This is a genomic window from Sphingomonas alpina (assembly GCF_014490665.1).
GTDB classification, from domain to species: Bacteria; Pseudomonadota; Alphaproteobacteria; order Sphingomonadales; family Sphingomonadaceae; genus Sphingomonas; species Sphingomonas alpina.
Genome location: NZ_CP061038.1, coordinates 3,630,056 through 3,654,010, shown reverse-complemented (window position 1 = coordinate 3,654,010; position 23,955 = coordinate 3,630,056). Strand labels below are relative to the sequence as shown.

Sequence of the window (23,955 nt, the reverse complement as noted above, 5' to 3'; positions counted from 1 at the left end):
TCAGGCTCCCTATATGGAGCGCTGATGCGCGCTGCAGGGCGCCGACGCGCGGGGAGCATGACATGGACCGACCGATCCCATCCGATACCGTGGAGCAGTGGATGACTCATTTGCGGCTGCAGCGCACCCGCGCGCGAGACATGATCTGGCTGATCGAGACAGGTGCGACATTGCATGACGGGCACAAGGGCGAGCCGATGCATGACGCCACTGGCCGCTGGCTGGCCGAACAGAAGGAAGTGGTGGCCGAGGTCGACCGGCTGATCGCGCTGTACGACAACGTCAACGCCTGAGCGTCTGTTTGGAAACTCGCGAAAGAGCGAGTTTCGATCGGGCCGGCACCGCGAACGCGCTCCGGCGCGTTTCCAAACACACTATGCAAGAAAAGCGGCCCGGCGTTGCCGCCGGGCCGTGAGGTTACGCCTTGGGAGCTATCCGGGCGATAAGGGGATGCGACGGCGACGCGCGGTTTGTGGCCGCATCAGGTTCGGGCTGGCCGTCGTGCCGCACCATGAACCGCTTAGTGTGCGGTGGTGTTGCCGACGCTGGCATTGCCATCGGCGGCATTGCCGAGGGCGGTTTCATTGCCGGTCGGAACCGCGTCGAGGCTGCCGGCATTCCCGCTGAGCTCACCATCGGTCGACAGATTGGCGTCGAGCGGCGCTTCCTCATTGACCAGCTTCAGGTCGTTGGTCGTGCCATTGTCCGCCGGAGCAGGACTGTTGCACGCGGAAAGACCGAGCGTCGCGGCAGCGATCAGAGGGGTGGCGAACAGCGATCGTGTAAACAGCTTCATTGCATTCTCCTAGAAATCCCTGGGGCGGAAAGGGCGCGTCAGCGCCTCCCCCGGCCCGCCGTTCAATCTCCACTGTTTTAATAGGAATTCAACACAGGCTGATCTTTGTCGCGGCAAAGCTCAGCTATCAACGACCGTGTCTTCCTTATGCTAATGAGTTTGACTCGCAATTGCGGCATTGATACCGGGCGGCTCAATTTCCGGGGGGTATCGATGACGCGCATTTTCCTGAGGCTGTCGGCCAGCCTTGTCGCCATGGCGCTTGCCTCTACCGCACAGGCGCAGTCTGCTGGGCCGAACCTGTCGGATCCGCCGGCCGATGCCGCGCAGCAGGTGGACACGTCCGAAGACATCATCGTCACCGGCGAAAAGGTCGCGCGATCGTTGCAGGAGACCAAGACCAGTGTCGCGGTGATCACCGCGGCGCGGATCGAGGAGGAGAATCTCCGCTCACTGCAGGAGGTGCTGCAGCGTACCGCCAATGTCTCGACCATTTATGGCGGGGCCGGCTTCACCATTCGCGGGATCGCCAATAACGGCGTTTCGAGTGGCGGCGATGGCGCGCTGTCGACGGTCTATCTCGATGGCGCGGCGCTGCCGACCGGTACGCTGCATGGTGCGCCGACCGATATGTGGGACGTCGCGCAAGTCGAAATATTTCGCGGGCCGCAATCGACGTTGCAGGGGCTGAACGCACTGGCCGGCGCGGTGATCATCCGCACCACCGATCCGACGATGGACTGGAGTGCGCGCGGGCGGGCGCTGTATACCAGCTATGACGAACGCGCCTTCGCCATTGCCGGAGGCGGGCCGATCATCGCCGACGAGCTTGCCTTTCGCGTTGCCGCGGAAAAGCGCGACGGCGATGGCTTCGTCCATAACGTCACGCGCAATGCGCCGGAGAATCCGGTCGACGCGCTCAGCCTGCGCGGCAAATTGCTCTGGACGCCCGGCGCGCTGCCGGGGTTCGAAGCGCGGCTCGGCTATACCCATTCCGAACGCAAGGGCGGCTATGCCTTCACCTATACCGACGTCACGCCCCACATGTTTGATGATCGCACGGCCTCATCGAATGCGCCGAATGCCAGCACGATCAATGCCGACATCGCCACGCTGGATTTGAGCTACAAGCTGGGTGACCGGTTCTCGCTCAACAGCGTCTCGTCGTTCAACAAGATCCGCCAGTTCGACACCTATGACGGCGATCGCACCGCAGCCGATCTGACCGCCGGCAATATCGGCTTTCGCTACCGCACCTTCACGCAGGAGCTGCGCCTCAACTACAAGGGCGAGCGGCTGAGCGGTCTGATCGGCGCCTTTTATTATAATCGCGACCAGATCGGCACTCAGGCCAGCCTGACTCAAGTCCAGACCCCGACCGGCACGATCGCCGCCTTGTTGCAGGGCAATGGGGTCGACCCGGCAACGGCTGCCCTGATCGCGGCCCGCTATACCGCTGCCTTGCCGTCGATCCCGGTCGATTATGCCAACCGCACGCCGACCAGGGTCGAAACCATGGCGCTGTTTGCCGACGCCCGATATGAACTCACCGATCGCCTGTCGGCCCTGGCCGGCGCGCGCTACGACCGCGAGACCAACCGCCTTTCATCGGATACGCGCGCGCGGTTTGCCGGAACCCTGCCCAATCCTGCGGACTATGGGCCATTCGCGCCGGCATTTACCGCGATCAATGCCGGTGTGCTCGGGCTGGTCGCGCAGGCTGCCGGGGTAGCGTTGCCGTCGAAGCGGACATTCAACGCATTCCTGCCCAAGCTGGGGCTGGAAATGAACTGGACGCCGACCGTGTCGACCGCCTTTGTGGCGCAGCGCGGCTATCGCTCGGGCGGATCGAGTTCGAACATGGCGCGCAACCTGACCGTGGCCTATGATCCGGAATTCACCTGGAATTATGAATTGTCGCTGCGCACGGCCTGGCTCGATGGCGCGCTGACGATCAATGCCAATGCCTTCTACATCGACTGGAAGGACCAGCAGACCTCCGTCAATTTCGGGCTCAACACCTATGACTTCAACACGGTCAATGCCGGCAAGTCGCATCTTTATGGCTTCGAGATCGAGGCGCGGCATCGCGTCAGCCGGGCGTTCGACTGGTATGCGTCGATTGGCCATGTCCGCACCAAGTTCGATTCCTTCAGGGTAGATGTCGGAGCCGTCAACGACTTGAGCGGGATGCAATTCCCCTATGCCCCGAAATGGACGCTGTCGGGCGGCGCCAATGTCCGCGTCGGATCGCACATCGTCGCCAATGTGAATGCCAGCCACCGCAGCGGCGTGTTCACCGATGTCGGCGCGCCACAGTCTCAATATGTCGTGGGCGGCCGCACGCTGGTCAATGCCAAGCTGGGCTATCAGGCCGAGCATTGGAGCCTGTCGGCCTATGCGAGCAATTTGTTCGACGAAAAATATTTCGAATATGGCAATGCGTCGCAGCGCAATGGGGTGCTGGGCGATCCGCAGGTCTTCGGCCTGGTGTTCGAGACGAAATGGTGATGGCGGAATCGCTCACCTGGCTGGCCGCGATCCCGATCCTGATTGGCGCGGCGGCGGGCGGATGGGCGCTGCGCCGTGCGTGGCGATTGCGCATCGAGGAGCGGCTGCCGTGGATGCTTGGCGGCTGGGCGATCCTGATCGCGACCCTGTTGTGGCCGGCCTGGGTGCTGGGTGCGGCGCGCGGGCCGTTCATTGCCGTGGCGCTGATCCCGGCCGGTGTGCTCGCGGTGGTGACGAGCGGCGCGACGGTGAAGGCCGCGCGCGCCGATGGTAATGGGCGCAATAACGACCAGAGCCTCGCGCCTGAACCGCTCGAGCGGCCCTCGACCGCCTGGCGCACGATCCTGCGCTGGTTGCTCGCCGGGCCGATCGGGATGATCGCGGCGATGGCGGTTGGTGTCTGCTATGCGGTGTGGGTACCGGGCGAGCCGCAGACGCGGCTGCTGATTTCGGGGCTGATGGTGCCGGTATTATGGGGCGGCGCGATGGCCTGGACGCTCGCTGACAGCCGCATCCTGCGCGCTACCGCGATGCTCGCCGGCGTGACGCTGATCTGCTTCACCGCCGCCATTCTCAGGGGGTTCGCATGACCACGAGGACAGAGCGTGTAGCGGGCAAGCGCCAGCCGATCTGGCCCAAGGTGCCGGCCGATTTCGTGCGCGCTGTGCTGAAGGGGCATAGCGCGCTCGGGCTCGCCTTTGCCGCCGCGATCTATCTTGTCTGTCTGTCGGGCAGCATCGCGGTGTTCGCGCGCGAGTTTCAGCGCTGGGAGCATCCCGCCGCACCGCGCATCGAAGCTGCGGCTCCGGGTGCAGTGCAGACCGCCTTCACCGGCGCGATGGCGCAGGCAGGAAATGGGGTCGAGCATGCCTATGTGACATTGCCGTCACCCGAACTGCCGTGGCTGCTGATCACCACCGAGGGAAAAGCCGGCGAGCACGCATGGATCGCCGACGGGCAGGGCCGGATCGCCGAAAGCGGCGCGTCGCCCTGGACCGAGTTCGTCACGCATCTGCACATCAATCTGCATCTGCCGCAGACCTGGGGCATGTTTCTGGTAGGGCTGACCGGGGTGGCGTTGCTCTCTTCGCTGATCTCCGGCCTGCTCGCGCATCCGCGAGTGTTTCGCGATGCCTTTCACTTGCGGCTCGGCGGATCGCGGCGGCTGCAGGAGGCGGATTTGCACAACCGGCTCGGTGTCTGGGCCTTGCCCTTCCATGTCATCGTGTCGCTGACCGGCGCGTTGCTCGGGCTGACCACGCTGATCGTCGGCGTGCTGGGCCTCGCGGTGTTCCAAGGCGATGTGAACAAGGTCTATGCCTTGTTCCTGCCGCCGCTGCCAAAGGATGACCCGCGGCCCGCGCCGCTGCCCGATCTCGCCGCCATGCTGCGCCAGGCCGCGGTGCGGTCGCCGGGCGCGACGCCGGCCTATATCCTGATGCAGCACCCGGCCGAATATGGGCAGGCGACGCAGGTCGGCCTGCGCCAGCCCAACCGGCTCGCCGGGACCGATGCCCTGACCTTCGACCGCGAGGGCAAGCTGTTTCACGCCAGCTATGCGCGTGACAATAATCTCGGCAAGGATATTCTCGGCTCGATCGGCTCGCTGCATTTCGGCTGGTTCGGCGGTGGCGTGGTGCGTGTCGTATACGGCCTGCTCGGGCTTGGCCTGACCTATCTCGCGGCGAGCGGCGTGACGATCTGGCTCGCGCGGCGGCGCGACAAGGGGCGGCCGGCACCGGGCTGGGAACGGGTGTGGACCTCGGTCGTGTGGGGCCAGCCCCTGGCCTTTGCCGTCGCGGCGCTGGGCGTGGTGATTGCCGGCGCGGGCGCGCCGCTGTCGCTGCCCTTGTCGCTGTGGGGTGGGGCGACGTTGCTTGCACTGGCGGTGAGCGGATTCGTCGAGGCGAAAGCGCTGTCGCGGGCGTGCCGGGCGATCGGCGGCGCGACCTTGGTGCTGGTGGCACTGGGGCATGTCGCGCTGCGCGGCGGGTTGGCGGGCGATCCGGTCGCGGTGATCGTCAATGTGGTGTTGCTGCTGCTGGGCGCGGGCCTGGTTGCGTCGGCGCTGCGAGGCCGGATGGTGCGCTCCGCTGCCTGACGCGGTAGATCGGAATGATGTCCGGATCCCGCATCACCCGCATCCCATTCTCGCATCCACCGCAATCGCTTGCGTGGCAGGACGACGCGCTGGTGGATTGGGTCGGCGGCGGGGTGCGGTGGCTGGCCGATGGCACCGAAATTCCGACCAGCAGACACTATGCCTATGACTTCGACCGTGCGCTCGTTTCGCCGTCCGGGCGGTTTTCCGTCCTGTTCTGCGATCGGCAGACCAAGGGCATCATTCTCGATCAGGGTCAGATCGTCCGGGAGATCGATCGCAGCTATTACCAGGCCAGTGCCTATGCCTATCCGATCGCGCTTGGCCGGTTGAGCGATGGCCGCGAGGTGCTGGCGCATTGCCCGGATGCCTATAACGTCATCGAGATAGAGACGCTGATCGAGGGAGAGCGGCTCACGGGCAGAGAAGGTGGTGCGCAGGACGTCTTTCATTCGCGGCTGAGTTTCAGCCCCGACGGGCGCTTTCTGTTGTCGGCCGGCTGGGTCTGGCATCCCTATAACGTCTTCTGCGCCTTCGACGTCGAGCAGGTGCTGCGTGATCCGACCTTGCTGGATCGGGAAGAGCGGCATCACGGTGCTTTGGAGACAGTGGCACCGGGGGCAGAGGTTTATGCCGCGTGCTGGCTCGATGCCGATCGGGTGATCGTCACGGCGAGCGCAGATGGCAACGAACTCATCGGGGAGCCGCTGCAATCCGGCATCTGGTCTGCGCGAGACGGATCGTGGATCAGCCGGTCGAGCGACTGGAATCCGCAGGCAACATTATTCCCCTGTGCCGGCGGCGTAGCGTATGTGGACGATGGGCACCCGCATTGGTGGGCGCCAGGCAGAAGCGCGCCTGTGGTTTGGCAGGATATCGGGGTTGTTGCGGCGCCCGCCGCCGACTCCGGCTTCGGCATCATCCATGATAGCCCGTTGTTGGCAGCGCATCCGACTGACCGGCGTTTCGCTGCGGTGACCGAGACTGAGATCGTCATCGTCGAGTTCGAATAGCCGCTCAGGTGTGGAGCGAGCCTCTCTGGCTGGGATGGCCGCCGCGGCGACAGCGGGTCGCTTGTAATCAAGGTCCAGCGGTGCTAACGGCCGCAACACTATTCGAGGAACATCATCGTGACGGTTAAAGAATTCGACAGGGCGGCAATCGACGCGACGGCAAATGCCGGCGTTGCGCTGCTATATTCGATCGACATCTAACCCGTCTCTTGTGTTCAGGAGGCGTCGGCCTCCGCTGCGTTGCAAGACCCCGGATGGCCACCGCCTTCCGGGGTTTTTCTTGTGCGCATGCTTTGCTTGCGCTCTGCTTGCGAAAAGGAGCAAGGCGATGCCGCTTTTGCTGACGATCAATGCTGCCCTGAGCGCGTGCACCATGCCGGTGCGCGCCGCCGGCGCATGGCGGATCGAAACCTGACTTTCCGGGCTTGTTCCGCCCGGGTCCCCTGACGGACACCCGGACATACCGAGCAAAGGCTCGCCGGGGATCCGCCCGGCGGGCCTTTTGCTTTTGGGGCGACCGCGCACCGCGCGCGCCCTCCACCGAATTGGCGCGCCAATGCCAATGGCCGCTCGGGCCCGGTCTGGCCAACCGGGTTCGACGGCGTTTCAACGAGAGTGAAGACAATGACCAACAAGATGCATGTGAATGTCGGGACGATCGGCCATGTCGATCATGGCAAGACCACGCTGACCTCGGCAATCACCCGGGTGCAGGCCGCGCGGCTGGGCGGGAAGGCCCTGTCGTTCGACCAGATCGACAAGGCGCCCGAGGAAAAGGCGCGCGGCATCACCATCAACACCAGTCATGTGGAATATGAGTCGGAGCTCCGGCACTACGCCCATATCGATTGCCCGGGTCACGCCGATTATGTGAAGAACATGATTACCGGCGCCTCGCAGATGGACGGGGCGATTCTGCTGGTCGACGCCACCAAGGGCGCGGCGAAGCAGACGATCGAGCATATCCTGCTCGCGCGGCAGGTGAATGTCGGTCACATCGTCGTGTTCGTGAACAAGATGGACATGCTCGATCCGGGCGACCGCGACGACATGATGGCGCTGATCCAGCTCGAAACCAGCGAGTTGCTGGCCGCGCAGGGGTATCGCGATTCGCCGTTCGTGTTCGGCAGTGCCCTGCGTGCGGCCGAGGCGGTCGAGCGCGGTGACCCTGCCGGAGTCGACGCGCAGGCGATCGTCGATCTGGTGGCGGCGCTGGATGCGCATATCCCGGACCCGGTGCGGGACTATGACAGCCCGTTCCTGATGCCGATCGAGGGTGTGCACACCATTCCCGGTCGCGGCACCGTGGTGTCCGGCCGGGTCGAGCGCGGCACGCTCAGGATCGGCAGCGCGGTTGAGATTGTCGGGCTCGACAATCACGGTGCGGAGCTGATCGTGACCGGCATCCAGAGTTTCCGGAAGGATGTTCCGGAGGCGCGCGCCGGCATGAATGTCGGGCTGTTGCTCCGCGGGTTGAAGCGTGACGATGTCGAGCGTGGCCAGGTGCTCAGTGCGCCTGGCGCGATCAAGGCGCGAGTCATGGGCAGGGCGCAGATCTTCGTCCTGACCGGCGAGGAAGGCGGCCGTCACACGCCGTTTGCGAGTGGGTATCGCCCGCAATTCTTCTTCGGCGTGACGGATGTCACCGGGGTGATCGAGATCGACGGGGGCGCCTCGGTGTCGCCGGGCGACCAGGCGGAAATCGGCTTCACGCTGAACAAGCCGGTCGGGATCGAACCGGGTGTGCGCTTCGCGATCCGTGAAGGCGGCAAGACCGTCGGCGCGGGGGTGGTGACCCAGGTCATCGACTGAAAGTGCAGGCCCTGCCCGCAAACTGCCCGGCCCCGGGATGTCCCGGGGCCGGGTTTTTTTGACTTAGCCGGCCGCGTGCCCGGCATGGGTCAAGGTCGCGCAGCCATAAAGCGGGCGGCCGCCGGTGATCAGCCGGTGCGCCATGCTGACCGTGCGTGACAGGACGCCGGACCGGCGCGCCACGTCATAGCGCTCCGCGACACGGAAACCCGGCGCGATGCGGACCGCATCGTCGATCCGGCGCAGGCCCCAGGAAAACTGTGCCTGAGTTTTCCTCACACTGGGGTTGCGGCGTGAGTTGCGGACCATGAAGGGCGAGGCGAAGTCGAAGGCAAGCGTCAGCGGCGTCGCACGCACCCCGGCAAGATAATCGAGCGCGCGCAGCCAGGCCGCGCCGGCCTCCGGCTTGAGGTACATGCAGACACCTTCCGCCAGGACCAGCATTGGCCGCTCGCGATGCCAGGGAACGACATCGACCCATGCCAGGACATTCGCGCCGTCGGCGGCGATCGCATGAACATTGGGCCGGGCCGGGATCAGCGCCTGGCGCAGTGCCACCACATCGGGGAACTCGATATCATACCAGTCCACTCCCGGCGGCGGCGTGACGCGGTCGGTGCGCGTGTCGAGCCCCGAGCCGATCGATACGCACAGCGCATCGGGATGCGCGGCGAGAAAGCGCCGGACCACGCTGTCGAACCACAACGCACGAACGATCGAACCGCGCATGCTGCCGCGATCATCGGCGAAGCGCGCAGGGTCGAAGGCGAGGCGTTCGCCAACCACCCGCGCCGCCGGATCGATAAAACCGAGATCGGGATTGCGCTCACTTGCGAGCAGCCGCGCCGCGAGCGGGATCAGCAAGGTTTCCGGAACGCCGCTCAGCGCGGCCGTCGACAGTCTGTCCATCATCGCTCCCTTAAAATCTTGCGCTGAGTTCCAGTCCGATCTGCCGCGATCGCCCGATCGGCGAATACCAGTTGCCGTCATTGCCGAAGCCGAGGTTGCGAAAGGCAAGGCCGGTGCCGCGGCGGATATTGGTCAGATTTTCGACGAACAGCCGTGCGGAATAGCGCTTGCCGTCATAGCCGGCCTGCAGGCCGATCGTCTGTGTAGCGGGCTGAACCGCCTCACCGCGGCTCTCCAGCGTTTCGGTGCCGGTAAGCGCCAGTTCGGCGCGAGCGAACCAGCCGCTGGCCAGTTGATAGCGCGCGGCGAGATAGCCGTCATAGGCCGGCACCAGCTTCACGCGCCGGCCGCGCGCATTGGTCGTCGCGTCGATCTGCAGGTCGCGATAGCGCGCATCGGCATAGCCGAAATTGGCGGTCAGCGTCAGGCGCGGAACCGGTTCGGCCGAGGCCTCCAGCTCGAACCCCTTGCTGTCGATCGACGCATTCGAGCCGATATAGTCGGACGAGATGATCCGCCCCTGCGCATCGGTCGCGACCTGGATTTCCTGCCAGTTGTTCGACCGGATATAGAAAGCCGCGCCGGCGACGCGCAGCTTGCCGTCGGTCGAGCGCCATTTGAACCCGGCCTCGCGGCTCCACATCGTCTCGGACGCGAAACGCAGCACATCGTCACTGAGATTGGCCTGTGCGGCAGTGAGGTTGAAGCCGCCGGGAATATAGCCCTTGGCGGCATTGGCGTAGAAGGTCAGCTGCGGCGAGGGCGCATAGCGGACCGAGATGCGCGGCAGCAGCGCCGAGAAGCCGCCCGACAAAGTAGCGTCACGATAGACGAACTGGCCGCCTGCGCCGAGATCGAGCGAGCCGGCCAGCTGGCGCGCGGCGCGCTGGGCATGATCGTAGCGCAGCCCGGCGCTGAAGGTCAGCCCGGCAAGGCTGATGGGCGACCAGTTGGCCGATGCGAACACGCCCCAGTCGCGCGCGCTGGCGCGCTGCAGGGGCGCCCGGACAAAGGAATCGATCGTGCCCGGCCCGACAAAGGTCGCGAGGAACCGGCGATCGTCCTGACGATAATGTGAGACGCCGACGATATAGTTGAACGGCTTGGCTGCGGGCGAAGAGAAGCGGAGTTCGGCGTTCCAGAAATCCTTGGTCTTGTTGTCCTGCCCGGCGACGGTCGGCAGGGCGGTGAAGTCGAAATCGAGCCCGCGCGCGTCGCTGGTGAACTGGCGATAGGATAGAGCCGCGTCGATCGTGCCATAGCCGAGCCGGTAGCTGGCGCTCGCGCCGGTCACGATCTCGCGCTCATTGGTCCGCTTGGGGGCATCGTTGAGATAGGTGAAGCGCTCGATCCGCCGGCCGCCATTATATTTTTCGGCATAGCTCGCATTGTAGCGGTCGATATCGAGCGGCAGATATTCCTGGTCGAACACGCCCGGCGCGCGCGTGTCGAGGATATAGGCGGTGGCGTTGACGGTCAGGCGTGCATCGGGCGTCCAGCGCAGCCGGCCCTGCACGAACGTCTCGCCGATCCGCCCGCCGCGCGCACCGGGCGCGCGATTCTGCAGGAAGCTCGCCTCGCGTCCAAGCTTGAACGCGACCGATCCGCTCAGCGTGTCGCCGGCCAGCGGGCCGCCGAGGAATCCGTCCGCGACCACGCCCTGGCCGCCGCCATAGCTGGTGCCGGTGACGCGCATTTCGCCGGTGGCGGTCGTGCTCGGCGCGCGGGTGTTGATGACGATCAGCCCGGATTCACTGTTCGCGCCGTACAGCGTCGCCTGCGGTCCGCGCAGCACTTCGATCGACTCGACCTGGTTGAGCACGGCGTTGGACAATTCGCGGAACGGGATGCCGTCGATATAGACCGCGGCGCGATTGACGATGAACGGGTTGGATTCGATCCCGCGGATCGAGATGAAGGTGCTGCCGAGCTGCCCGCTTTCATTGAACTGGACATTGGGCACGGCCGCGTCGAGCTGACGAATGTCGCGGATCCGCGCCGCGTCGAGCGCCTTGCGATCCAGCACGGTGACCGACAGATCAGTGTCCTGCAGGCTGGTGCCGCGCTTGGTCGCGGTGACGACGATGTCGCCGGCCTTGTCCTGCGGCGCGGCACCTTCGGTGGGGGCGGGCTCTTCAGCGGCGGTTTCGGCATAAGCGGGCACGGCAAGGCCAAGTGCGATGGCGGCGGCCGAAGCCGCGGTGACGATATGGTTCACGATGATCCCCCGGCCGGCGCGAGGGGTCGCTGCCAGCTTATTGCGAATTATTCTCAGCGCGTGTAATAATGTCTCACGAGCGTGCCGCTACTCCGCAACGGGACAGGCTGCTCCGAAACAGGAAATATTGGAGTCGGGCGGTGGTGGGACGAGCGGACGGACGAATGGAAGACCAGCGCGCCGACCGTGCCCTGATCGAACGGCATGCCGGACAGGCGGGCAGTGTCAGGGCCAACCCGGCCGGATCGGTGATGATGGTGCGGGCGGGGTACGACGCCTTTGCCGGGGAAGTGCGGACCGGCCCCTATCTGCGCATCGGCATGGCGCTGGGGCCCGCGACGCGATTGTTCCAGGACGCTGACGGGGTTCGGCTCGACGGCCAGTGGCGGTTCGGTGAGGTGGTGGTCACGCCGCCGCATCGCCGGGTCGAAACGCGCAGTGCCGCGCTGCGCATGGTCGGGCTGGCGATTGATCTCGATCGTGCGACGCAATGCCAGGGCTGCGCGGTGCTTGACGCCGATCTCATGCGCGCGGCCGGCGGTTTCCAGCGTGACCAGTTGCTGTCATCGGTATTGTCGGCGCTATGGCACGAGGCCGATGTGCATGGGGCCTCAAGCGCCTTTTTCGATCATGGCGTCGCGCTGGTGCTGCAGCGCCTGGCGGATCTGCCGCCGCCGTCCGGCAACCGCCGCGTCCATCCGCTCGGGCCGGAACGCTTCGGGCGGGTGGTTGAGCTGATCGAGAGCCGGCTCGATAGCGACCTGTCCGTGCCGGAAATGGCAGCGGAGGCAGGGCAAGATCCGAGCGGCTTTACCCGGTCGTTCCGGGCGACCACCGGGATGACGCCTTATGCCTTTCTCACGCTGCGCCGCATGGAGCGGGCCAAGCTGCTGCTCACCACCGGCCTGTCGGTCACGAGCGTGGCCGGGGCGGTCGGCTATGCCAATGCCGGGAAGTTCGCCAGCGCCTTTGCCCGGATGTGCGGCGTTAACCCGTCCGCCTGGCAACGCGGCCGATAGACGTGACGCCAGTCATGCGGCGGACGGGGATTGATCCACCAGCTGCAATCGGCCGATCCGGGTATTGGGTGGCAGGATCGCGCCAGGCGCGATCACCGCATTGGCGCCGATGCGCGTGCCGTCGCCGAGCAACGCGCCGAACTTGTCGACGCCGGTGTCGATCGTCTCGCCCTGGAAAAGGATCCGGATACGCTTGTCGTCCTGTTCATTGCGGTAATTGGCGATGATCGCACCCGCCTCGACATTGACGCCCGCGCCAAGGATCGAATCCCCGACGAAATTGAGATGCGCGATCTTCGATCCCTTGAACATGAAGCTGGTCTTGAGCTCGGCACCGGGCCCGACGATGCAGTCTTCATCGAGGTAGACGCCGCCGCGCAGATACGCGCCCGTTGCGACAAAACAGCGCGGCCCGATGATCGCCGGCCCTTTCAGGACAGCGCCCGGCTCAACCGTAGCCGATGCGTGAACGGCGATGTCGCCCTGGACGCCATAGTCGGGGCCGAGACCGGACAGGGCCGACCGGATGAGCGCCTCCGCGTCATGGATGATCGTCCATGGCGCGCCGTCGGCCACGCCGAAGGGAGAGGCGACCCAGCGTTCGACATGGTGCGACACAAACAGGCCGATGGTCATATCGCGTGCCGATCCTGCGCCCATTGCTCCGACCATAGCAACAGCGGTTCCAATGCGGTCAGCAAGTCCCGGCCGGAAGCGGTGAGTCGGTAAGCCCCCTCCGCTTCGACGATTCCGGCGGCACGAAGTTCCTTCAGGCGCGTGTTCAATGTGGCCGGCGGGAGCGCCGACGCTGCCGACAATGCGCGAAAGGTCAGGTGCGTATCGCCCCTCAATTCCCACAACACCCGCAAGCATCCCCGGCGTCCCAGCAAGTCCAGTGCGGCCATGACCGGCCGGCCGGTTTTCGACCCGCGGACCGATTGCCCGGGCAGGGGTGCTACAAAAACCATAGCGCTCATTCTCCAATCTGCTATGGCTTTCATAGCAGATTGGAGAAGGCCATGCCCGTTCGTATTGCTCCCGCCAGTGCCCCCTGGTCGCCTGCCGTCGCCAGCGCGTTCGAGCGGCTGCCGCAATTGCAGCTCTTTCGCGTCCTGGCGCGGGATGAGCGGCTGTTCAGCCGATTTGTCGGAGGTGGCCTGCTCGACCCGGGTCATATCAGCCTGCGGCATCGGGAGCTGGCCATCCTCCGGGTCTGCGCGTTGAATGGCTCGGACTATGAATGGGGCGTCCATGTCGGCCTGCTCAGCGCGGCAGCGGGACTGACCGCAGCGGAAGTGAGTGCGACCGCCGCCACCGGCGCGCAGGACCATCAATGGATAGCGCAGGATGGCGTCATCATCCGGCTCTGCGATGCGCTGCAATCACGCTGCGATATCGACGAAGAGCTTTGGTCGGACCTTGCCGGCCATTTCGATGAGATGGCAATACTGGAACTCCTGATGCTCATCGGGAAGTATCGTCAGGTCTGCATATTGACCAACGCTCTCAAGCTTGACCTTGAGAACGGCATGCCGTCGATCTGTAGTTGATGAAGAGTCCAGAAACCTCCGAAACGGTCCCGTTTCCAGTACGTCGCCAGCAGAATCACAGTAAAATACCGTGGCGACTCGACGTCGCGATAATCGGGAGGAAGCAATGGCAATCCCTAAGCTTCAGCGTGAAGCGCTCACACTGGCACGACTGCGTGATCTGCTTGACCCGGGTCGGGTCTATTATCGGCCTGTGGTCTTCGACATATTGCAACGTGCCGATGCGACGGAGCTCAAGGCACTTGTTGCCGGGGTGAAGGACCTGAAGGCCGAATATGGCGACCTGGACGGCATCATCAAGGCGGCCGAAGGCGCGTTGCGCAAGGCCAAGGGGTGATCACCGAACGGGCCGATCTGTCGCTGCCCGTTCGCTATTCCGGTCTGGACGACATCCTGAAGCGTGTCCCGGTGAGCGTGGTCTGGGAGATCACGCTTGCCTGCGACCTGGCGTGCCAGCATTGCGGCTCGCGCGCCGGGCGGCGGCGGCGCGACGAGCTGACCACTGCCGAGGCGCTCGATCTGGTCGACCAGATCGCCGAGCTCGGCGCGCGCAGCGTCGGGCTGATCGGTGGCGAGGCCTATCTCCGCAAGGACTGGCTGCAGATCATCGCGGCGATCCGCGCGGCGGGCATGGAATGCGACCTGCAGACCGGCGGACGCAATCTGAGTGACGCGCGCGTGGCGCAGGCGGCGGCGGCGGGCCTCAATGCGGTCGGCATCTCGATCGACGGCATCGGCGCGACGCACGACCGGCTGCGCGGCGTGATCGGATCGTTCGAAATGGCGCTGGACGCGATGCGCAATGTCCGCGCGCATGGGCTGGAGGTCGGCGTCAACACGCAGATCAACGCCCGCACCTTGCCCGAGCTGCGCGAGCTGATGGACATCATCATCGAGGCCGGCTGCCACAACTGGCAACTCGCCATCACCACGGCGATGGGCAATGCCGCCGATCACCCCGACATGCTGCTCCAGCCATGGCAGATGCTCGACGTGCTGCCGCTGCTTGCCGAACTTGCCGTCGAGGGGCGCGAGCGCGGCCTGTTCCTGCAGCCCGCGAGCAATATCGGCTATTTCGGCCCGCACGAATCCGCGCTTCGCAACGTGATGAACGAGGAGATCCATTTCCATGGCTGCAACGCCGGCGACACGGTGATGGGGATCGAGGCGGATGGCACGATCAAGTCCTGCCCCGGCCTGCCCAGCCCCTATGCGGGCGGCAATATCCGCGACCGGCGGCTGCGCGACATCTGGGAGAATGCCGAACCGATGGCATTCAACCGGCGCCGTACGGTCGAGGATCTGTGGGGCTATTGCCGCACCTGCTATTATGCCGAGACCTGCCTTGCGGGCTGCACCTGGACAGCGCATGCGCTGATGGGGCGGGCCGGCAACAATCCGATGTGCCACCACCGCGCGCTCGATTTCGAAGCGAGGGGCCTGCGCGAACGGCTGGTCAAGGTGAAGGACGCCGAAGGGCGATCCTTCGACCATGGCGAGTTCGAGATTATCGTCGAGACGGCGACTGGGGCCGCAGTCGATGCGGCGATCGGGGGCGGGACGCTCGCCCATGTCTGAGCCGGGACGGATTCCGGTTCCGCTGCGCCTGTGCCGTGGTTGCCGGCGCTTCGTCCGGATCGAAAACGAGCTATGCGATTTTTGCGGTGAGGACCTCGCGGCGCTGGAAGCGGCTCATGCGGCAAATGTCGCTGAAATTCGCGACGTGACCGAAGCATTGCGCGCGGCGATCGACGAGGCGAGGGCGGGCGGCGCCTGACGGCGGCGAAGACGATCGGGCAGCCGGCATGTCTACCACGGCGGAAATGCGGCATCACCCGGCTTCCGGCCGCGCCGGTCGATGTCATGCATCGCATTGCCAAACAGGAGGCGGTGCAGCGGGGCGATGGGTTGCGGCAGTCGTTCGGCCTGGATGGAAATTCGTCGTCACTTGCTTTGGCGGAGTTTGACCGAGTCCGCTGGACAGGCTTGCGCGGAATCTCTTGTTTGCGCCATCGCGCTCACGAACAGCGGTGACGCGATGTGTGCGTCGAGCCAGCGCATCACCCCCGGTACGGGCTGTGCGTCGAACCAGTTGCGGTCGACCGCGGCGAACTGGCGCACGAACGGCATCAGCGCGATGTCGGTCAATGTACGGCGCTCGCCGCAGAGATTGGTGGTGACGACGAGCCGCGCGTCGAGATCGGCAAGTAGCGCCAACCCTGCGGTGCGATGTTCGATCGGGTCGCCATGATGGCGGTCGGGATATTTATAGCGGTCGAGATGATGTTTGAACCGGCCGTCATTGGCGGCAATCAGCGCCGCGTCGTCGCCGGCCAGCCAGTGTTCCGGGTCATTCTGCGCCAGGGCGTGGCGCATGATGTCGAGGCTCTGGTCGATCACCCGTTTGTCCGGCAACACCAGCACCGGCACCGTGCCCTTGGGCGACGCAGCGAGCATCGCCGCCGGCTTGTCGCGCAGACTCACTTCGTGCAGTTCGAACCTCATGCCACTGACCAGCAGTGCCATGCGCGCACGCATCGCATAGGGGCAGCGGCGGAAGCTGTAGAGGATCGGGTGGTCCATCGGTTCCTCGATACGCGAATGGCAGCCGCGGGGCGATGGTCGTCGCACCCCGACTCATCTCAGTCCATCACCGCCTTGGGTTCGATACAGGCTTCAAGCCCGAACACGCCATGTTCGCGGCCGATGCCCGATTGCTTGAAGCGGCCGACGGCGCGGTGGCATGGGTCAGGGTTCGATGACGATCTGGTCGACCCGGTCGGGGTAGAAGGCGACGTGATCCTTGATCTGCGCGACCGCATCATAAGGGGCCTCATAGGTCCAGATCGCATTGACCGACCGCTCGCCACCCGCCGGGATGCTGAAATAGGACGCTTCGCCCTTGTACGGGCAATAGCTCGAGTGAGCGGTGCGTTCGACCAGCGCCAGGTCGAGATCGCCGCGCGGGATATAATGGACCGGCGGGTAGGACGCCTCTTGCAGGATGAGCGCATTGCGGCTGTCGGCAATGGTCTTGCCGGCGACGATCACCTGGACGCGCGACGAATCTGCGGTGATGGTGATGGGATGGTCGGGGCCGGGAATCCTGATGGGTTTGTCGGACATGGGTGATCTCCTTGATTGATGTCGGAGATAGGAAGCGGGACGCGCTGCTACCATGACCGGCCTGCCGCTTCCGCACCGGGCGTCGCGCTGCTAGTCTTCCGCGCATGAAAGTTCTGATCTTTGGCGCGACCGGCATGGTTGGGCAGGGCGTGCTACGCGAATGCTTGCGCGATGACGGCGTCACCGAGGTGATGACGGTCGGCCGCGCGATCACTGGCGTGTCCCACGGCAAGCTGCGCGAACTGGTGGTCGAGGACATGTTCGCGATCGGCACGGTGCGCGAGGGCCTGCTGCAATGCGATGCCTGCTTCTTCTGTCTTGGTGTGTCGGCCGTGGGGATGAGCGAGGCGGATTATACTCGCATCACCCACGACCTGACCTTGGTCGTCGCCGAGCGCATCGCGGCGCTAAATCCCGGCTCGACCTTCGTTTATGTCACTGGCGCCGGGACGAGCGAGCAGAGCCGGATGATGTGGGCGCGGGTCAAGGGCCGGACTGAAGCAGCCTTGGCGCGGCTGCCGTTCAAGGCGAATTTCATGTTCCGGCCGGGCTTCATCCAGCCGCTGCACGGCATCGTGTCGAAGACCGGCTGGTACCGGGCGGCCTATGCCGTCACCGGCTGGATCGCGGGGCCGATCCGGCGGCAATGGCCGGGCGCGATGACGACCACCGAGACTGTCGGACGCGCGATGATCGCGGTGGCAAAGCGCGGTTTCGACAAGCCGGTGCTGGACAATGCAGATATCAACCGGGCGGCGAGTTAGGGAGCGACAAGGCCAAATCCGCTTTGTCGCTTCCCCGGCGAAGGCCGGGGCCCAGTCGAGAAGGCGGAAATCATGAAGCGCAACGGCAATTACAGTTTGGTTCGCTGCTGGGCCCCGGCCTTCGCCGGGGAAGCGATTTGGGAAGTATGCGGATGAACAAATCCGGGGTGACGGCCGGCATTTAATTGCGCAATAGTCCTCAAACACCATTCCCCGCTTGCCCTTCGCGCCGGCCCGGCGCAAAGGCACCGGCCCGCCGGGCTCGAGACTCGCGCAAAAAATCCAGAGAGACGTGTCATGCAGACCCAAGGCCCCGTGCTCGGGCTCGATTTCGGCACGACCAACAGCGTCGCCGCGCTTGGGCGTGATGGTGCGTCGCCTGAACTGATCGACTTCGACGCGCCCGATGGCCGGGACGCGGTGTTTCGTTCCGCCTTGTGCTTCTGGCACGACGAAGCGGTGCGCGGCGGGATCGCGTCGGAAGCCGGGCCCTGGGCGATCGCCGAATATCTCGAATATCCGCAGGACAGCCGCTTCGTGCAGTCGTTCAAATCGGTCGCGGCGAGTGCCAGTTTCGAAACCGCCTCGATCTTCGAGCGGCGTTTGCGCTTCGAGGATCTCGGGCGGTTGTTCCTCGACAAGATGCGTGCACGCAGCGGCGGGCGGCTGAGCGCCGCGCCGGCGCGCGTGGTGGTCGGCCGGCCGGTTGAATATGCCGGCAGCCGGCCCGACGCGGCGCTTGCCCGCACGCGCTATGACGCGATGTTCGCCGGGATCGGAGCGGAGATCCATTATGTCTATGAGCCGGTCGGCGCGGCGTACAGCTTCGCGTCGCGGCTGACCGAGCCGGCGACGGTGCTGGTCGCCGATTTCGGCGGCGGCACCAGCGACTTTTCGGTCGTGCGCATTGCCGCGCCGGGCGCCGCGCGGCGCTGCGAACCGCTCGGCCATGCCGGTATCGGCATCGCCGGCGACCGCTTCGATTACCGCATCATCGACCGGCTGGTGCTGCCGATGCTCGGCAAGGGCAGCAGCTATCGCTCGTTCGACAAGCTGCTCGAAATCCCGCGCGGCTATTTCGCCGATTTCGCCGACTGGTCGAGACTGGCGCTGATGCGCAACCGCAAGACCATGGCCGAGCTGGAGCAGTTGCGCCGCAATGCGACCGACCCCGATGCCATCGGCCGGATGATCGCAGTGATCGAGCAGGAACTGGGCTATCCGCTCTACGACGCGGTCGGCCGGCTGAAGCGCGCGCTGTCGAGCGGCGAGCACGCGCATTTCCACTTCGCCGGCGCCGGACTGACGATCGAGGCCGATGTGACGCGCGCCGAGTTCGAGACCTGGATCGCCGAGGATATCGCGCGGATCGACCAGACGGTGGATCGCGCACTGGCGGTCGCGGGGGTGACGGCGGCGCAGGTCGACCGCGTGTTCCTGACCGGTGGTACATCGCTGACGCCGCGTGTCCGGGCGATCTTCGCACAGCGCTTCGGCGAGGACGCGATCGCGTCGGGCGGCGAACTCACCTCGATCGCGCATGGCCTGGCGCTGATCGGGCAGGAGGATGATCTGGCGGCGTGGTCGGTTTGAGCGGCAAGCGATGGACGTGATGGGAGACGGCGACCATTGCCAGGGCGACTGAGCGCCTTCATCATGTCGCCATGACCCGGTCGATCACAATCATCATCGTCATGCTGCTCGGGCCTGCGGGCCTTGTATTTGCCGCGGGCTATACGGGTTTCCTGTCGACGGGATCACATTATCTTTCCACCGGCATATTGCTGGCGGCCTGGGCCATAGGAATTGCCGCGTTGATCATGTCGCGATGGTCGGCGACGATCAAAGTCGCGGTCATCGCCGCCTATACCCTGGCATCGATCCCGGCCTTCTGGTTCATTGGTCTTCTGGCGGTATGTTCGACCGGCAATTGCCTTTGAATCGGATGGCGGTTTGAGGCCTTTTCCGGGGATCATGCGGGATTGGGCTGGTGGTACAGCGCGATGCTAGCCGGATGTGGTGACCTGGCTTCCGCGTCGCAGCCAAGCGGAGGCGGATGGGGTGAAGAGCAGCCCCACCGAGACCAGTGACACCATCAGACCGAAGATGATCCGTGCGATGTACCAGGCCGTAAGGGGTGGCAATTCGACCGGCTGAGCGATCCAGAGCCATGCCTGAATGAGCAATCCCAGTGCGACCATGGCAAAGAACAACCAGCGCGCGATGTTGCTCCTCTTGCGCGCGATGAACAGCACAAGGGCCATGACGAAGACAAAACCGACCGTTTTCAAGATCACGTCATCGGTGGGCGACAGGATATAGCCCAGCACAAGCAGTGCGATCTGAATGATCTCGAAAGCCGCTATTGTCTTCGGTCGCATCATCCGCCCCCGTTCAGAATCGCTCGCGCTCGACTTGGCCAAACGGCAAATCCGCTGCCAATTTCACCCGCCAGAATCTGGTCTGCACCCCTTCCGTGCCGAAGTCGTTGTCGTTGACCAGCAGCAGCGTATTTGGCGAGAGGACGATCAGCCCTTCGAGGTCCGCATCGATCTCCGGCAGGTCGTCGGTGTCGAGGATCAGCGTCTTCGTCAGAGCCAGATCGCCGATCAGACCATCGGCACTGAGCTGTTCGAGCGTCGGGCGTGTTGCGTCGTCAAGCAGCTCCGGGCTGGTCTCATGCGCCGGATCAAGCTGGACGGCATAGAGTTTGGTGGTCGCGGAACCGCGTTCGAGGATCAGCAGGCGGTCAGGGGCAAGCAGAACCAGTTCGCTGACCTTGAGATCGGACCAATCCACCGCACCCAGCGCGCAATCGCGGCGGAAGGTTTCGGGCGGATCGAACGGGTAGAGATATTGTGCGACGACCGTACCGGTTGCCGTGTCCATCTTCCAGATGCGGACATGCCTCGCCATGCGGTGCGCTTCGGCATCAGGGTGAGCGAGCGGGCTCTGGAACGCAAGATAGAGCCAGGCACCGTCGTCCGACAGCGCCAGCGCCTCGACGCCGCGGTTGATCTGGCGGCGCGCGGCGATGGCGGGGAGCGCGCCGACCACCGGATAGTCGGCGCCGGCGAACAGATCTTCCGTGCCGCTCGGCACCCAGCGGGCGAGGACCGCGCCATCGGCTGCGACACGGAACAGCGACGGGCCGTACTCGTCGGCGACCCAGAAGCCGCCGTCCGGCGCGGCGGCCACGCCCTCGGTATCGGCGCCGGACGGGTCGGGCGCGAGGATGGTGCCGTCGAGCGCGATCGCCGGTTCGCTGACGCTGTTCGCGCCGCCGGGGGTGGGCAGCCCGGACAATGTCGCGCCGCTGCGACCGCGCAGGGGAAGCGTACGGAGCAATGTGATGGTGTCGCCGTCGATCCGCAGCTCCGACAGAGCCGGGCCGATGTCGGGACGCGGCATGACCTTGGCGCCCTCGGCATCGGTATGGCATGCGACGACAGTGAGGCCATAGAGCTTGACCGCCGGACCGATCTTGAGATTGGGGCCGCGGTCGCCGATCGCCCAGAAAATGCCGGGCGCATCGCCGGCACGACGCGCGAGGCCCGAGCCGATGCCGCGCGTGATGCTCAGCGGGCCGCCGGGGAGATCAAGCGTGGCGATTTCCGCATCGGTGTAAGCGAGCGGGGTGACGCGGGCGCGGGTGTTGGTCATCACAGACCCCTTAGCAATTTTCTGCCGTGCGAGCAGAAGAGCGGTGCTTCGACAAGCTCAGCACGAACGGGGTGGGGAATTCCCCCAATTCGATGTGACCCTGGATGTCATGGATCGCCGACACCTTGAATCGATCCGTTCGCCGCATCCGTCACCCCGGACTTGTTCCGGGGTCCACAGTGCCCAGGACAATGCTGCTCGCGTGGCACGGTGGACCCCGGAACAAGTCCGGGTGACGGTTTGCGATTATGGCGCACCGGCCTCACACATAAGGCGGCAATTTCCCGATCACCTTGTCGAGCGTGACCGGATAGTCGCGCACCCGGACGCCGCAGGCGTTGTAGGTCGCATTGGCGATCGCCGCGGCGACGCCGCAAATGCCGAGTTCGCCGACGCCCTTGGCCTTCATCGGCGAGGATTTGTCGTCGACCTCGTCCATGAAGAACACGTCCTGGTGCGGGATGTCGGCATGAACCGGCACTTCGTATCCGGCGAGGTCATGATTGACGAAATAGCCGAAGCGAGGATCGACCACGGCTTCCTCCATCAGCGCCGCACCCGCGCCCATGGTCATCGCGCCGATCACCTGGCTGCGTGCCGATTTGGGGTTGAGGATGCGCCCGGCCGCGAACGCACCGCTCATCCGTCGGATGCGGATCTCGCCAGTCGCGCGGTCGACCCCGACCTCGGCGAAATGCGCGCCGAACGTCGCTTGGGCATAGGTCTTGGCGAGGTCACCGAACTCGATCGAATCCTCCGCCGACAGGCCGGCATCGCCTGCTGCTTCGGCGAGCGAGACGCTGCGCTTGCCCGACTTGATCTTGCCGTCGGCGAAGATGGCGGTGTCGGGATCCATGCCGAGCTTGCGAGCAATCGCGGTGCGCAGCGCGTGGCACGCGGCATAGACGCCGGCGGTCGAACTGTTGGCGCCCCATTGCCCGCCCGATCCGGCCGAGACCGGGAAGCTCGAATCGCCGAGCAGCACCACCACCTTGTCGATCGGCACGCCCATCATCTCGGCGGCGGTCTGGGCGATGATCGTGTAGCTGCCGGTGCCGATATCGGTCATGTCGGTCGCGACGGTGACCACGCCCTTCCTGTCGATGCCGACGCGCGCGCCCGATGTGGTGGTCAGGTTACCGCGAAACGCAGCCGCCATGCCCATGCCGACCAGCCAGCGGCCATCGCTGACCTGAGCCGGTTTCGGGTTGCGCTTGTCCCAGCCAAAGCGTTCCGCGCCGGTGCGCAGGCAGCCGATCAGGTCGCGGTGCGAGAAAGGCGTGCCGGGATTTTCCGGATCGACCTGCGTATCGTTGAGGATGCGGAACTCGACCGGGTCGAGCCTCAACTTCTCCGCCATCTCGTCCATCGCGATCTCGAGCGCCATCAGCCCCGGCGCTTCGCCCGGTGCGCGCATCGCATTGCCTTCGGGCAAGTCGAGCACCGCGAGCCGGGTCGCGGTCATGCGATTGGCGCCGGCATAGAGCAGTCGCGTCTGGTTGACGGCCGTCTCCGGCCCGCCCCCGGGCAGGTCGCCCGACCAGCTTTCATGCCCGATCGCGGTGATCTTCCCCTTGCGGGTCGCGCCAATGCGGATGCGCTGGATCGTCGCGGGCCGGTGGGTGGTGTTATTGAACATCTGCGGCCGGGCGAGCGCGAGCTTCACCGGCCGCCCGGCCGCACGCGCGCCAAGCGCGGCGAGCACAGCGTCGCTCCTGATCCACAATTTCGAGCCGAAGCCGCCGCCAATGAAGGGCGACATGACATGGATATCCTCTTTCGGGATCAGCAATGTCTCGCTCAGGTCGCGTACTGCCCAGGCGATCATCTGGTTGGAAGTCCACAAGGTCAGCTTGTTGCCGTCCCACGCGGCGATGCTGGCATGCGGTTCCATCGAGCTATGGCACTGGTCGGGCGTGGTATAGGTCGCGTCGAGCTTGACCGCCGCCTTGCCGAACGCGCCGGGAAAATCGCCGACCGCCGTATCGGATGGGCCGCCCCAGCCGTCCTTGGGCTTGATCGCCGATGCCTTCGCCTCGGCGAGATCATAGGCGCCGTTGCCGCGGGCATAATCGACCCGCACCAGCTTCGCCGCCGCGCGGGCCTGTTCGAAGCTTTCGGCGACGACCACAGCGATCGCCTGGTCATAATGCTCGACCAGTGGCCCTCCGAGCAGATGCGCGGTGATCGCCTCGGCCTTGCCGAGCTTGCCGGCATTCTCATGCGTGACCACCGCGAGCACGCCGGGTGCGGCAAGCGCCGCGGCGGTGTCGATACGAGTGATGCGTCCGGTCGCGATCGCCGCGCCGACGATGAAGCCGTACGCCTGATTGGGAATGACGTCGTGACGCTCATAGGCATAGGGCGCGCGGCCGCTGGTCTTGAGCGGGCCGTCGATGCGGTCGTGCGGGCGGCCGATGACCTTCAACTGGTCGATCGGGTTGGTCGTGGCGGGGGTGTCGAATTTCATGGC

General features: G+C 65.2%; 24 protein-coding genes. 14 read left to right on the top strand and 10 right to left on the bottom strand.

Features of this window, described 5'->3' with window-relative positions; genetic code table 11:
* Nucleotides 1–62 precede the first annotated feature (62 nt).
* Nucleotides 63–293, top strand: a complete 231-nt coding sequence (locus H3Z74_RS17100; protein ID WP_187760779.1) for a hypothetical protein — start codon at nt 63–65, stop codon at nt 291–293.
* Nucleotides 294–520: 227 nt separating this feature from the next.
* Here the strand turns inward: H3Z74_RS17100 and H3Z74_RS17095 are convergent, their stop codons facing one another.
* Nucleotides 521–796 (bottom strand): putative periplasmic lipoprotein, encoded by a 276-nt coding sequence (locus tag H3Z74_RS17095; protein ID WP_187760778.1) that lies wholly within the window; start codon nt 794–796, stop codon nt 521–523.
* A 213-nt stretch (nt 797–1,009) separates the two neighbouring features.
* Between H3Z74_RS17095 and H3Z74_RS17090 the strand changes: the two genes are divergently transcribed.
* The 5 genes from H3Z74_RS17090 (at nt 1,010) to tuf (ending at nt 8,233) form a co-directional block, all read left to right on the top strand.
* Nucleotides 1,010–3,307 (top strand): TonB-dependent receptor, encoded by a 2,298-nt coding sequence (locus H3Z74_RS17090; RefSeq protein WP_187760777.1) that lies wholly within the window; start codon nt 1,010–1,012, stop codon nt 3,305–3,307.
* Nucleotides 3,307–3,897 carry a hypothetical protein gene (locus H3Z74_RS17085; RefSeq protein WP_187760776.1) on the top strand — a complete coding sequence of 197 codons (591 nt, stop codon included), beginning with the start codon at nt 3,307–3,309 and terminating at the stop codon, nt 3,895–3,897. The genes H3Z74_RS17090 and H3Z74_RS17085 overlap by 1 nt, the downstream gene beginning before the upstream one ends.
* Nucleotides 3,894–5,408 (top strand): PepSY-associated TM helix domain-containing protein, encoded by a 1,515-nt coding sequence (locus H3Z74_RS17080; protein ID WP_187760775.1) that lies wholly within the window; start codon nt 3,894–3,896, stop codon nt 5,406–5,408. Before H3Z74_RS17085 ends, H3Z74_RS17080 begins: the two co-directional genes overlap by 4 nt.
* 17 nt (nt 5,409–5,425) lie before the next feature.
* Complete coding sequence (locus H3Z74_RS17075; protein WP_187760774.1) at nt 5,426–6,421, top strand: hypothetical protein; 996 nt, start codon at nt 5,426–5,428, stop codon at nt 6,419–6,421.
* A 624-nt stretch (nt 6,422–7,045) separates the two neighbouring features.
* Nucleotides 7,046–8,233, top strand: a complete 1,188-nt coding sequence (tuf, locus tag H3Z74_RS17070; RefSeq protein ID WP_187760773.1) for an elongation factor Tu — start codon at nt 7,046–7,048, stop codon at nt 8,231–8,233.
* 63 nt (nt 8,234–8,296) lie between these two features.
* Here the strand turns inward: tuf and H3Z74_RS17065 are convergent, their stop codons facing one another.
* Nucleotides 8,297–9,142, bottom strand: coding sequence for a class I SAM-dependent methyltransferase (locus tag H3Z74_RS17065; RefSeq protein WP_187760772.1), 846 nt, complete (start codon nt 9,140–9,142; stop codon nt 8,297–8,299).
* Nucleotides 9,143–9,152: 10 nt separating this feature from the next.
* A complete protein-coding gene (locus H3Z74_RS17060) occupies nt 9,153–11,360 on the bottom strand; it encodes a TonB-dependent receptor (protein WP_229726641.1) in 2,208 nt (735 codons plus the stop codon).
* 164 nt (nt 11,361–11,524) lie between these two features.
* On the opposite strand from H3Z74_RS17060, the gene H3Z74_RS17055 reads away from it, so the two are divergent.
* A complete protein-coding gene (locus H3Z74_RS17055; protein ID WP_187760771.1) occupies nt 11,525–12,379 on the top strand; it encodes an AraC family transcriptional regulator in 855 nt (284 codons plus the stop codon).
* Nucleotides 12,380–12,391: 12 nt separating this feature from the next.
* On the opposite strand, the gene H3Z74_RS17050 is transcribed toward H3Z74_RS17055, so the two are convergent.
* Both H3Z74_RS17050 and H3Z74_RS17045 read right to left on the bottom strand, forming a co-directional pair.
* A complete protein-coding gene (locus H3Z74_RS17050; RefSeq protein WP_187760770.1) occupies nt 12,392–13,015 on the bottom strand; it encodes an LbetaH domain-containing protein in 624 nt (207 codons plus the stop codon).
* On the bottom strand, nt 13,012–13,347 hold the full coding sequence (locus tag H3Z74_RS17045; protein ID WP_229726640.1) for a winged helix-turn-helix transcriptional regulator: 336 nt from the start codon (nt 13,345–13,347) through the stop codon (nt 13,012–13,014). Before H3Z74_RS17045 ends, H3Z74_RS17050 begins: the two co-directional genes overlap by 4 nt.
* Nucleotides 13,348–13,386: 39 nt before the next feature.
* On the opposite strand from H3Z74_RS17045, the gene H3Z74_RS17040 reads away from it, so the two are divergent.
* From H3Z74_RS17040 to H3Z74_RS17025, 4 genes are all read left to right on the top strand, one after another.
* Nucleotides 13,387–13,929 (top strand): carboxymuconolactone decarboxylase family protein, encoded by a 543-nt coding sequence (locus H3Z74_RS17040; RefSeq protein WP_229726639.1) that lies wholly within the window; start codon nt 13,387–13,389, stop codon nt 13,927–13,929.
* A 106-nt stretch (nt 13,930–14,035) separates the two neighbouring features.
* Complete coding sequence (locus tag H3Z74_RS17035) at nt 14,036–14,266, top strand: hypothetical protein (protein WP_187760769.1); 231 nt, start codon at nt 14,036–14,038, stop codon at nt 14,264–14,266.
* Entirely contained in the window at nt 14,263–15,507 is a 1,245-nt protein-coding gene (locus H3Z74_RS17030) for a radical SAM/SPASM domain-containing protein (RefSeq protein WP_187760768.1), read from the top strand. The genes H3Z74_RS17035 and H3Z74_RS17030 overlap by 4 nt, the downstream gene beginning before the upstream one ends.
* The gene (locus tag H3Z74_RS17025) at nt 15,500–15,706 is read left to right on the top strand and encodes a hypothetical protein (protein ID WP_187760767.1); all 207 of its coding nucleotides are present in this window, start codon (nt 15,500–15,502) and stop codon (nt 15,704–15,706) included. The genes H3Z74_RS17030 and H3Z74_RS17025 overlap by 8 nt, the downstream gene beginning before the upstream one ends.
* A gap of 167 nt (nt 15,707–15,873) precedes the next feature.
* Here H3Z74_RS17025 and H3Z74_RS17020 read toward each other — a convergent pair whose 3' ends face one another.
* Nucleotides 15,874–16,512 (bottom strand): glutathione S-transferase, encoded by a 639-nt coding sequence (locus H3Z74_RS17020; RefSeq protein ID WP_187760766.1) that lies wholly within the window; start codon nt 16,510–16,512, stop codon nt 15,874–15,876.
* Nucleotides 16,513–16,677: 165 nt separating this feature from the next.
* Nucleotides 16,678–17,055, bottom strand: coding sequence for a DUF427 domain-containing protein (locus H3Z74_RS17015; RefSeq protein WP_187760765.1), 378 nt, complete (start codon nt 17,053–17,055; stop codon nt 16,678–16,680).
* 104 nt (nt 17,056–17,159) lie between these two features.
* On the opposite strand from H3Z74_RS17015, the gene H3Z74_RS17010 reads away from it, so the two are divergent.
* The 3 genes from H3Z74_RS17010 to H3Z74_RS17000 all read left to right on the top strand — a co-directional run bounded on the left by H3Z74_RS17010 (nt 17,160) and on the right by H3Z74_RS17000 (nt 19,759).
* Nucleotides 17,160–17,819, top strand: a complete 660-nt coding sequence (locus H3Z74_RS17010) for an NAD-dependent epimerase/dehydratase family protein (protein ID WP_187760764.1) — start codon at nt 17,160–17,162, stop codon at nt 17,817–17,819.
* Nucleotides 17,820–18,116: 297 nt separating this feature from the next.
* Nucleotides 18,117–19,412, top strand: coding sequence for an Hsp70 family protein (locus H3Z74_RS17005; RefSeq protein ID WP_187760763.1), 1,296 nt, complete (start codon nt 18,117–18,119; stop codon nt 19,410–19,412).
* Between the two features lie 71 nt (nt 19,413–19,483).
* Nucleotides 19,484–19,759 carry a hypothetical protein gene (locus H3Z74_RS17000; RefSeq protein WP_187760762.1) on the top strand — a complete coding sequence of 92 codons (276 nt, stop codon included), beginning with the start codon at nt 19,484–19,486 and terminating at the stop codon, nt 19,757–19,759.
* Nucleotides 19,760–19,825: 66 nt separating this feature from the next.
* Here H3Z74_RS17000 and H3Z74_RS16995 read toward each other — a convergent pair whose 3' ends face one another.
* The 3 genes from H3Z74_RS16995 to paoC all read right to left on the bottom strand — a co-directional run bounded on the left by H3Z74_RS16995 (nt 19,826) and on the right by paoC (nt 23,952).
* Nucleotides 19,826–20,200 (bottom strand): hypothetical protein, encoded by a 375-nt coding sequence (locus tag H3Z74_RS16995; RefSeq protein WP_187760761.1) that lies wholly within the window; start codon nt 20,198–20,200, stop codon nt 19,826–19,828.
* 13 nt (nt 20,201–20,213) lie between these two features.
* A complete protein-coding gene (locus tag H3Z74_RS16990) occupies nt 20,214–21,482 on the bottom strand; it encodes an esterase-like activity of phytase family protein (protein ID WP_187760760.1) in 1,269 nt (422 codons plus the stop codon).
* Nucleotides 21,483–21,744: 262 nt separating this feature from the next.
* Nucleotides 21,745–23,952 (bottom strand): aldehyde oxidoreductase molybdenum-binding subunit PaoC, encoded by a 2,208-nt coding sequence (paoC, locus tag H3Z74_RS16985; protein WP_187760759.1) that lies wholly within the window; start codon nt 23,950–23,952, stop codon nt 21,745–21,747.
* Nucleotides 23,953–23,955: the final 3 nt, after the last annotated feature.